Here is a 9449-nt window from a genome sequence, read left to right on the forward strand (position 1 = left end):
GATGGGGTTCGATGCGGACGTCGAGGCGGGGGAAGAGTCGTTGCATTGTTTTCAGGTAATCGTCATCCAAATGGGTGACAAAGAGGCCGATGTCGATATCGCTGCTCTTCGGTGTTGGAATGGGCAATATATCTATGTCAAATTTTACACCGAAGACATTTTAAAAAAATCGAAAAACAGTTATGTAGAAAACAGAAATATTTCATAAATATTGCCGGGAATGCAATTGCATTCCCGGCAATATTTATATTGATTTATCTTGGATCTGTTAGAGTTCCACTGGCTGAGCCTGAATCTCCAGTTACAGTAATTGTTAGGTCAGTGGCTCCTGAAACTGCGATATCACCTGCTTCAACATCATCATAACCATCAAGAACGATATTTGCTTGGCACAAATTTGTTGCGTTACCAGCCATAGCTGTCCAAGCATCATCAACATCTCCGTTTTCAATGAGTAAATTTTCTGCATATTTCATAGATAGTACGGACTGACAGGCGGCTACTAAATTTTCATAGGATTTAATTCGTGCTTGCGTTTGAAGATCAAGAAATTTTGGCACAGCCACAGCCGCCAAGATACCGAGGATGACCAAAACGGCGATGATTTCGATGAGGGTGAAACCCTGTTGAGCCTTGCGCATAAAAAACCTCCCATACATGTTTGAAGTTGATTAGGGTTAAAAGTGGCCTTCTTTCTAGCAAGGGTCGTGCCGAATGTCCAGTGTTTGAGAAAATGAAGCTGAAACAAGGGATTGTCGGGTGCGGCCTGAAGCGGTTCGAAGCGTCGGACAACACGATGCGTCGGTTGATCGACAAAATTTGGAGGAGATGGGCGGGATAGCCGAGGCCTGTGCGTTATCGAGGATGACCGTTGGGCCGGAATGTGTAGGGGCCGTTCACGAACGGCCCCTCCGGAATGGGGATAGTCGTCAAAAAATATATCCGGCCCCGGCCTCGGGTCACGACATGGTTCCAAGGGCAGGGGCTGGGAGGCCGGTCATTGCCAGAAAGGGCGAATTGGGGCAGGTAGAGGCCACGGGCCACAAGCCGGTTTCAAGCATGGGCGAGTCAAAAATGATGCCGTCCATCGGGCCGTGCAGGCCGTTCACGGGAAAAGGGGCTTTTGCCAGCCGGAAAATTCCCGCACTATACGCAACCATACCGACAAGGAGGATGCCCGAATGTTCGTGGGTCTGAAAATGCTCCGCGGTTTCGAGACCGTCACCCCCCATACCAAGGTCCGGGACGCCGAAAAACTCTTGGACGAGAGCGGCCTGTGGATGCTCCTGGTCCTAGATGACGACGAGCTGGTGGGCTATGTCCGCAAGGAGGACATCAGCGCGGCCATGCCGTCCCTGGTCACTTCCCTGGACAAGCACGAGATCAATTATCTCCTGGCCAAATTGACCATTGCCAAGATCATGCGCCGGGACATCGTCACCGTGAACCCGGAGATGGAGATCGAGGCCGCGGCGGCCCTGATGCACGAGAAGAACCTGGCCGGGCTGGCCGTGGTCAACAATTTCGGCAAGCTCGTAGGATACATTAACCGGACGGTCATGCTCGACGTGCTGGTGGAGGAGATGGGCTACCGCCAGGGCGGGTCGAGGATCGCCTTCGAGGTGGCCGACCGGCCCGGGGTCATCCGGGAGGTCTCGGGGATCATCGCCGACATGGGCCACAGCATCATTTCCACCGGGACCTTTTTCCACAACAATTCCCGCATGGTGGTCATCCGGGTGGCCATCGAGGACCCGTCGGCCCTGGCCGCGGCCCTGCAGGAGCGGGGCTATAAGGTCGTCGGGGCCATGGACTTCATGAACGAGTGGGAACGGTGAGTCCTCTTCTCGACGTCGACAAGGTCACCCTGACCTTCGGCGGCATCGCCGCCCTGTCCGAGGTCTCCTGGAATCTGGAGGAGGGGAGCGTGACCTCCCTCATCGGACCCAACGGGGCGGGCAAGACGAGCATGCTGAACTGCATCTCGGGCCGCTACCATCCCCAGGAGGGGGGCATCCGCCTGGACGGAAAGGACCTCCTGGGTCTCAAGGCCCATGCCCGGACCAGGCTCGGCCTGTCGAGAACCTTTCAGAACATCGCCCTGTTCCGGGGCCTGTCGGTCTTGGACAATATGATGGTCGGCCGCCATTCCCGCATCAAGTACGGGCTCCTGGCGGCCCTTTGCTATCTGGGCCGGGCCAGGAAACACGAAGACGAACACCGCCGCCGGGTGGAGGACGTCATTGATTTTCTGGGCCTGTCCCCCTACCGCCACCAGCACGCCGGGCATCTTCCCTACGGAGTCCAGAAGCGGGTCGAGCTGGGCCGGGCCCTGGCGGCCGAGCCCCGGCTCATTCTCCTGGACGAGCCCATGGCCGGCATGAACCTGGAGGAGACCGAGGACATGGCCCGGTACATCCTGGACATCAACGAGGAGTGGGGGACCACGGTCCTTCTGGTGGAGCACGATATGGGCGTGGTCATGGACATTTCCGACCATGTGGTCGTGCTGGATTTCGGCCGGGTCCTGGCCACGGGCAGCCCGGAGGAAGTCCAGAAGAACCCCGACGTGGTGGCCGCCTATCTGGGCACGGAAGACGCCACCTTTTGCGGACGCTGACATGAGTGCGGCCTATGACACCACCCTGCCGGCCCTGCTGGAGCGCCGGGCCAACGAGCACCCGAATCGCCCGGCCCTGCGGGAGAAGGAGTGGGGGCTCTGGCAGACCTACACCTGGAAACAGTACCGGGACGTGACGGCCGAGTTCGCCGGGGGCCTGGAGGCCATGGGGTTCGGCCAGGGCGACATCCTGATCCTCATCGGCGACAACCGGCCCGAGTGGCTGTGGGCCGAAGTGGCGGCCCAGTCCCTGGGCGGCATGGCCCTGGGCCTGTACCAGGACGCCCCGGCCTCGGAGATCGAATACGTCTTTGCCCTGAGCGAGGCCAAGGTGGTCGTGGCCGAGGACCAGGAGCAGGTGGACAAGATTTTGACCTTGAAGCCGAATCTTCCGGCCTTGAAGCACGTGGTCTATCACGACCCCAGGGGGCTGTCCGGGTACGAGGCCCCGGGTCTGACCAGCTTCACGGCCGTGCGGGAGATGGGACGGGACCGGCGCAAGTCCTTTGCCGAGCGGGTCCAAACCCTGGACCCGGACCGGGCGGCCCTCATCGCCACGACGTCCGGAACCACGGGCCGTCCCAAGCTGGCCATGCTCTCCCACAAGAACCTTTTGTCCATGGCCCACAACCTGGGCCAGGCCGATCCCAAGCGGCCCGGTGACGATTTTGTGTCCTTCCTGCCCCTGGCCTGGATGGGCGAGCAGATGATGAGCGTGGCCTCGGCCCTGCTTTTCGGATTTTGCGTCAACTTTCCCGAGGAGCCGGACACGGTCCAGAACGACATCCGGGAGATCGGGCCGCATCTGATCTTTTCTCCGCCACGGGTCTGGGAGAACATGGCCGCGTCGGTGCGGGTCAAGATCATGGAGACCACGCCCCTCAAGCGCCTGATGTACACCTTTTTCCAGGGCATCGGGGCCCGGCACGCCCAAAAGGTCCTGGCCCGGGAACCGGTGGGGATCGGCCTCAAGCTGGCCAATGTCCTGGCCGACGTCTGCCTGTTTCGGGCCCTGCGCGACCGCCTGGGATTCTCGCGGATCCGCTCGGCCTCCACAGGCGGCGCGGCCCTGGGTCCAGACACCTTCACCTTTTTCCACGCCCTGGGCATCAATCTGAAGCAGATCTACGGCCAGACCGAGATAGCGGGCATCTCCTGCATCCACAGGGACGGGGCCGTTGATTTCGACTCCGTAGGCACGCCCATTCCCGAGACCGAGATCCGGATCTCCGACGACGGTGAGATTTTGTCCAAGAGCCCGGCCGTGTTTCTGGGCTACTACAAGAACGAGAAGGCCACGGCCGAGACGGTCAGCGACGGCTGGCTCCTGTCCGGGGATGCCGGATACTTCAAGGACAACGGCCAGCTGGTGGTCATCGACCGTTTGAAAGACGTCATGCAGTTGGCCTCGGGCCACCGGTTCTCCCCCCAGTTCATCGAGAACAAGATCAAGTTTTCGCCATATGTCCGCGAGGCCGTGGTCTTCGGGGCCGGGAGGGAGCGGGTCACGGCCATCGTCTGCATCGATATGGGCATTGTCGGTCGCTGGGCCGAGTCCAAAGGCATGACCTACACCACCTACCAGGATTTGTCGGCCCGGCCCGAGGTCTACGGCCTGATCCGGGACGAGTTGTCCGGGGTGAACGGGTCCCTGGAGGCGGCCACGGCCGTGTCCAGGTTCGCCCTGCTGTCCAAGGAATTGGACGCTGACGACGGCGAGCTGACCCGGACCCGCAAGGTCCGCCGGGGCGTGGTCCTTGAGCGCTACGGTGCCTTGGTGGAGGGCCTGTACACGGGGGCCGGAGCCGTGGATCTCAAGACTGAGATCACCTACCAGGACGGCTCCAAACGGGAGCTTTCGGCCACGATAACGATCATGGACATCTGAGCATGGAATACTATCTGCAACTCGTGCTGAACGGCCTAGTGGTCGGGAGCATCTACTCCCTGGTGGCCCTGGGCTTCGTCATCATCTACAAGGCCACCAAGGTGGTCAATTTTGCCCAGGGCGAACTGGTCATGGTCGGGGCCTACGTCTGCTTTTCCCTGACGGTTCAGGCCGGAATCCCCTTCCTGGCATCCTTCATGATGACCCTGGCCTTTTCGGTGGTCCTGGGCCTGGCCATCGAGCGGCTTTTCCTGCGGCCCATGATTGGGGAACCCATCATCAGCGTGATCATGGTCACCATTGGCCTGTCCACGGTCTTGAAGGCCCTGGTCCAGCTCTTCTGGGGAACCCAGATCCGGGTCTATCCCCAGCTTCTGCCCCAGGATCCAGTATTCGTGGCCGGGCTGCCCATCGCCCCGGTCTACATCGCGGCCTTTGTCCTCTCCATTCTTTTGTTCGTGGTCTTCTCCCTGTTCTTTAAGTATTCCCGCCACGGCCTGGCCATGCGGGCCACGGCGTTTGACCAGCAGGCCGCGGCCAGCATGGGCATCGGCATCAAGAACATCTTTGCCTTATCCTGGTGCATCGCCACGGTGGTCTCGGCCATCGGGGGTGTCATCCTGGGAAACATCAACGGCATTAACTCCCAGCTGGGCCAGCTGGGGCTCAAAGTTTTTCCGGCCGTCATTCTCGGGGGCCTGGACAGCCTGCTGGGGGCGGCCGTGGGCGGGCTGGCCATTGGAGTTCTGGAGAATGTCTGCGACGGTGCGGCCATGCAGCTTTTGGATCTCTCCGGGTTCAAGGACGTGGCCGCCTACGTTTTTCTGGTCCTGATCCTGATGATCAAACCCTATGGTCTGTTTGGGACCAAGGAAATCGAGCGGGTCTGACATGAGCGGAAAATGTGGTCTCTTCTACACCTCGTACCGGGCCGAGGCCGGGCTGTTTCCCTCTCGGTTCCAGAAGGCCTGTATGGCCGCTTTCATGGCCGTGCTCCTGATCTGCCCGTGGTTTTTGGGTTCGTATCCGGTCTCGGTCCTGAACCTGATCTGCATCGCGGTCATCGGGGCCGTGTCCCTGAATCTGCTGACAGGGGTCTGCGGTCAGATCTCCCTGGGCCACGGGGCCTTCATTGGGGTCGGCGCCTACGCCTCGGCCTGGTTCGCGGGCCAAGGCCTGCCTTTTGCCATCAGCCTGCCCCTGGGCGGGGCCGTGGCGGCCGTGATCGGCATGTTCTTCGGCATCCCGTCCCTGCGGCTCAAAGGCATCTACTTGGCCATCGCCACCCTGGCCGCCCAGCTCATCCTCGAATATGTGTTCCTGCACTGGGAGGGCGTGACCGGCGGGCCTTACGGCCTGTCCGTGGACTCGCCGGTGATCTTCGGCCTGACCCTGGATACGGACCGGTCCATGTACTATCTGATCCTCTTCTGCACGGTGCTCTCGGTCCTGGCGGCGGCCAATGTCATGCGGACCCGGCCGGGCCGGGCCTTTGTGGCCATCCGGGACCACCACCTCTCGGCCGAGATCGTGGGGGTCAACCTCTTCGCGGTCAAGCTCCAGGCCTTTGGTCTGAGCTCCTTCATGGCCGGCATCGCCGGGGGCCTGTGGGGACACTACACCATGTACATCACCCCGGAACCTTTCGGCATCGGGCTTTCGGTCAGCTATCTGGCCATGATCATCATCGGCGGGCTGGGAAGCGTTCTGGGGAGCGTATTCGGGGCCGTGTTCATCACCCTGCTGCCGGAAGGACTGAACATGGTGGCCGGGAGTCTGGCCGGGCTGTTTCCCAATGTCAGCACTTATTTCCTGGCCATGAAGGAGGGGGTGTTCGGTCTGATCCTGGTCCTCTTCCTGGTCTTTGAACCCGAGGGCCTAGCTCGACGCTGGAGACTTCTCAAGTCCTACTGGAAGCTCTATCCGTTCGCCTACTGATCCCTGTCAGCCATCCCGACCATGAGGCCGGGTACAACGTTCAACCCTTCCGGAGGGGGGCATGAAAATTCGAATTTTGGCGATCACCTGTCTGGCGGTTCTGCTGTGCGGCACGGTCTGGGCATCGGAGCCTATCAAAATCGGCCTTTTGTCCGACCTGTCCGGAGCCACGTCCTCGGTGGGTCGGCCCTATGCCGACGGCATTAAGGCCTGTGCCGAGTACCTGAACGAGGAGGGAGGCATCAACGGACGGCCCATTGTTCTCGACCAGGTGGATTACGCCTACAACGTCCAGCAGGCCCTGGCGGCCTACAAGCGGATGAAGAGCCAGGGCATCGTCGCCCTGCAGGGATGGGGTACGGGAGACACCGAGGCCTTGGTCAAGTTCGTGGCCAAGGACGAGATGCCGACCTTTTCGGCCTCCTACTCGGCCCATCTGACCGATCCGAACACGGCCCCCTACAATTTTTTCTGCGCGGCTGACTATTCCACTCAGGCCCGGGCGGCCCTCAAATTCGTCCGCGAGAACTGGAAGGAGGAGCGGGCCCCGAAATTGGCCCTGATCTACCCCGACGCCCCCTACGGCCTTGCCCCGCTGGCCGCAGCCGAGGCCTACGCCAGGGAATTGGGCTTTGAGATCGTGGGCAAGGAGATCGTTGACCTGAAGGCCATGGAGGCCACCACTCAGCTTCTTCGTTTGCAAAAGGTCGCCCCTGACTATGCCTGGGTCGGCGGCACCACCCCGTCCACGGCCGTGGTTCTGAAAGACGCCCAGAAGCTGAAGATGAACGTGATCTTCATCACTAATATCTGGGGTTCCGACGAGAACATCTTTGATCTGGCCGGCACGGCGGCCAACGGCCACATCAGCATCCAGGCGGCCAAGGTCTACGGCCAGCCCTGCGAGGGCATGGTCGTTATTGAGAAACTGACCAAGGGCGTGCCCCAGATGACCCATTTCATCCGCGGGTTCGTTTCCATGCTGACCATGGCCGAGGGTCTGAAACGGGCCGAGGCCGCTGGACAACTGAACGGGCCGGGCATCAAGGCCGCCTTGGAGAGCATGAGGGATTTTGACCCCATGGGTCTGGCCGCGCCTATCAGCTTCTACCCCGACGACCACAGGCCGAATTTGGCCGTTAGTCTCTATGAGCTTCGCGACGACAAATTGAACTTCCTGGGCGAGCAGACCCTGGAGCGGAAAAAGGAATGGCTGGGCAAGTAGCTGAAAGAAATATCCTCCAGGTGGCCAACCTGGAGGTTGTCTACAACGACGTGGTCCTGGTCCTCAAAGGTCTGTCCCTGACGGCCGGAGAGGGCCGGATCACGGCCCTGCTCGGGGCCAACGGGGCGGGCAAGTCCACGACCCTGAAGGCCATATCGGGTCTCTTGCGAAACGAGAACGGGGAGATCACCGACGGCCAGGTGCTCTACGACGGTCGGCCGGTTCAGAGCCAGTCCCCGGAGCGGATCGTTCGGGGCGGCATTTTCCAAGTCATGGAGGGCCGGAGGGTCTTCGAGGATCTGACCGTGGAGGAGAACCTGCGCTGCGGTGGGCACACGGCCCCGCGCTCGACCCATGCCGCGAGTCTGGAAAAGGTCTACGCCTATTTTCCCCGGCTGGCCGAGCGGAAAAAACAGCTGGCCGGGTTCATGTCCGGGGGCGAGCAGCAGATGCTGGCCATTGGGCGGGCTCTCATGGCCAGGCCCAGGCTTTTGTTGCTGGACGAGCCATCCCTGGGATTGGCTCCGCTGCTGGTGGAGGAGATCTTTGAGATCGTCCAGAAGATCAACCAGACCGAGGGAGTGTCTATCCTCCTGGTGGAGCAGAACGCCAGGGCAGCCCTGAGCGTTTCTGAGTACGGCTATATCATGGAGAACGGTCGGGTGGTCATGGACGGGCCGTCCAAGGAGCTTCTCTGTAACGCCGATGTCCAGGAGTTCTATCTGGGTCTGTCTCACGGGGGCGAGAAGCGGAGTTACCGGGACATCAAGCACTACCGGCGGCGCAAGCGCTGGCTCGGGTAGCTCTTCACGCTCTCGAATTTTAAACGGGCTGACGATACTGGGTTTTCCAGCATAGGCAGGCAGCCATTGCCGGACTGAGACGGCGACAATCTCATAATGGTCCGACACCGGTCCGGAGAGGGATGATGATGGCAGACGGTTTCAAAGCAGGCGTCTTTCACGATTTGGAGCTGGAATCCCCCGAGGACCGCAGGGCCCGGAAGCGAAAGGCCCTGAACCTGGCTGTCGAGCGCGCGGTCAGGCATTGTCCCGAGTTTGGAGACAGGCTGGCCAAGGCCGGCCTCAAATCCGACGATGTCCTCGACGAGGAAGGATTCGCCCGCATTCCGGCCCTTCGTAAGACCGATATCATCCGTCTTCAGGCCGAAAAGGGCGTTGAATACGTCCTGAGTCAGGCGCCGGGCGAATTTAGCCGCATCTTTCAGTCGCCCGGACCCATCTATGATTTCGAGGGCCGGGAACGGGACCATTGGGGATGGGCCGAGGCCTTTTTCGCCTGCGGATTCCGGCCCGGCGACCTGGTCCAGATGACCTTCGGATATCATCTGACTCCGGCCGGTCTGATGCTGGAGGAGCCCTTGCGGATCATCGGCTGCGGGGTGATTCCGGCCGGGCCGGGGAATACCAACGTCCAGCTGGAACTCTTGAAGACGCTGCCCGTGAACGGCTTCGTGGGCATGGCCTCGTACCTGAAAGTCATTGGGGAGAAGGCCATGCAGACCGGCCTGGACCCGGTCAGGGACTTCAAGCTCCGCACGGCCTTTGTGGCTGCCGAGCGTCTTCCGGACGAACTTCGTTCATCCGTGGAAGCCATGTTCGGGATCACGGTCCGTCAGGGCTACGGTACGGCCGATGTGGGCTGTATCGCCTACGAGTGTTCGGAGCTATCGGGCATGCACGTCTCCTCTCACCGGCTGGTGGAGATTTGCGATCCCCAAACCGCGCTCCCCGTGCCGGACGGACAGGTCGGAGAGG

9 protein-coding genes are annotated in these 9449 nt (G+C 60.9%); 8 read left to right on the forward strand and 1 reads right to left on the reverse strand.

All coding sequences use genetic code 11. The features are described from left to right. Positions 1-254: 254 nt before the first annotated feature. Complete coding sequence (locus EOM25_04160) at positions 255-659, reverse strand: prepilin-type N-terminal cleavage/methylation domain-containing protein (protein ID NCC24385.1); 405 nt, start codon at positions 657-659, stop codon at positions 255-257. A gap of 522 nt (positions 660-1181) precedes the next feature. Here EOM25_04160 and EOM25_04165 point away from each other — a divergent pair. The 8 genes from EOM25_04165 to EOM25_04200 form a co-directional block, all read left to right on the forward strand. Beyond that, entirely contained in the window at positions 1182-1838 is a 657-nt protein-coding gene (locus tag EOM25_04165; protein ID NCC24386.1) for a CBS domain-containing protein, read from the forward strand. After that, a complete protein-coding gene (locus tag EOM25_04170; GenBank protein ID NCC24387.1) occupies positions 1826-2620 on the forward strand; it encodes an ABC transporter ATP-binding protein in 795 nt (264 codons plus the stop codon). The genes EOM25_04165 and EOM25_04170 overlap by 13 nt, the downstream gene beginning before the upstream one ends. A 1-nt stretch (position 2621) precedes the next feature. Continuing rightward, the gene (locus EOM25_04175; GenBank protein NCC24388.1) at positions 2622-4508 is read left to right on the forward strand and encodes a long-chain fatty acid--CoA ligase; all 1887 of its coding nucleotides are present in this window, start codon (positions 2622-2624) and stop codon (positions 4506-4508) included. A 2-nt stretch (positions 4509-4510) separates the two neighbouring features. Continuing rightward, on the forward strand, positions 4511-5398 hold the full coding sequence (locus EOM25_04180; GenBank protein NCC24389.1) for a branched-chain amino acid ABC transporter permease: 888 nt from the start codon (positions 4511-4513) through the stop codon (positions 5396-5398). Position 5399: 1 nt separating this feature from the next. Continuing rightward, positions 5400-6446, forward strand: a complete 1047-nt coding sequence (locus EOM25_04185) for a branched-chain amino acid ABC transporter permease (protein ID NCC24390.1) — start codon at positions 5400-5402, stop codon at positions 6444-6446. Between the two features lie 61 nt (positions 6447-6507). After that, positions 6508-7671, forward strand: a complete 1164-nt coding sequence (locus EOM25_04190) for an ABC transporter substrate-binding protein (protein NCC24391.1) — start codon at positions 6508-6510, stop codon at positions 7669-7671. After that, positions 7656-8474, forward strand: a complete 819-nt coding sequence (locus EOM25_04195) for an ABC transporter ATP-binding protein (GenBank protein ID NCC24392.1) — start codon at positions 7656-7658, stop codon at positions 8472-8474. The genes EOM25_04190 and EOM25_04195 overlap by 16 nt, the downstream gene beginning before the upstream one ends. A gap of 128 nt (positions 8475-8602) precedes the next feature. Continuing rightward, positions 8603-9449: phenylacetate--CoA ligase family protein (locus tag EOM25_04200; GenBank protein ID NCC24393.1), on the forward strand; the 847-nt coding region annotated here is incomplete at its 3' end.

Source organism: Deltaproteobacteria bacterium, from assembly GCA_009929795.1.
Lineage (GTDB): Bacteria > Desulfobacterota > Desulfovibrionia > Desulfovibrionales > Desulfomicrobiaceae > RZZR01.

What these genes read in the sequence shown, in the direction of transcription:
- EOM25_04160 (NCC24385.1), bottom strand. Translation starts at nt 659, where the DNA reads ATGTATGGGAGGTTTTTTATGCGCAAGGCTCAACAGGGTTTCACCCTC.
- EOM25_04165 (NCC24386.1), top strand. Translation starts at nt 1,182, where the DNA reads ATGTTCGTGGGTCTGAAAATGCTCCGCGGTTTCGAGACCGTCACCCCC.
- EOM25_04175 (NCC24388.1), top strand. Translation starts at nt 2,622, where the DNA reads ATGAGTGCGGCCTATGACACCACCCTGCCGGCCCTGCTGGAGCGCCGG.
- EOM25_04180 (NCC24389.1), top strand. Translation starts at nt 4,511, where the DNA reads ATGGAATACTATCTGCAACTCGTGCTGAACGGCCTAGTGGTCGGGAGC.
- EOM25_04185 (NCC24390.1), top strand. Translation starts at nt 5,400, where the DNA reads ATGAGCGGAAAATGTGGTCTCTTCTACACCTCGTACCGGGCCGAGGCC.
- EOM25_04190 (NCC24391.1), top strand. Translation starts at nt 6,508, where the DNA reads ATGAAAATTCGAATTTTGGCGATCACCTGTCTGGCGGTTCTGCTGTGC.
- EOM25_04195 (NCC24392.1), top strand. Translation starts at nt 7,656, where the DNA reads ATGGCTGGGCAAGTAGCTGAAAGAAATATCCTCCAGGTGGCCAACCTG.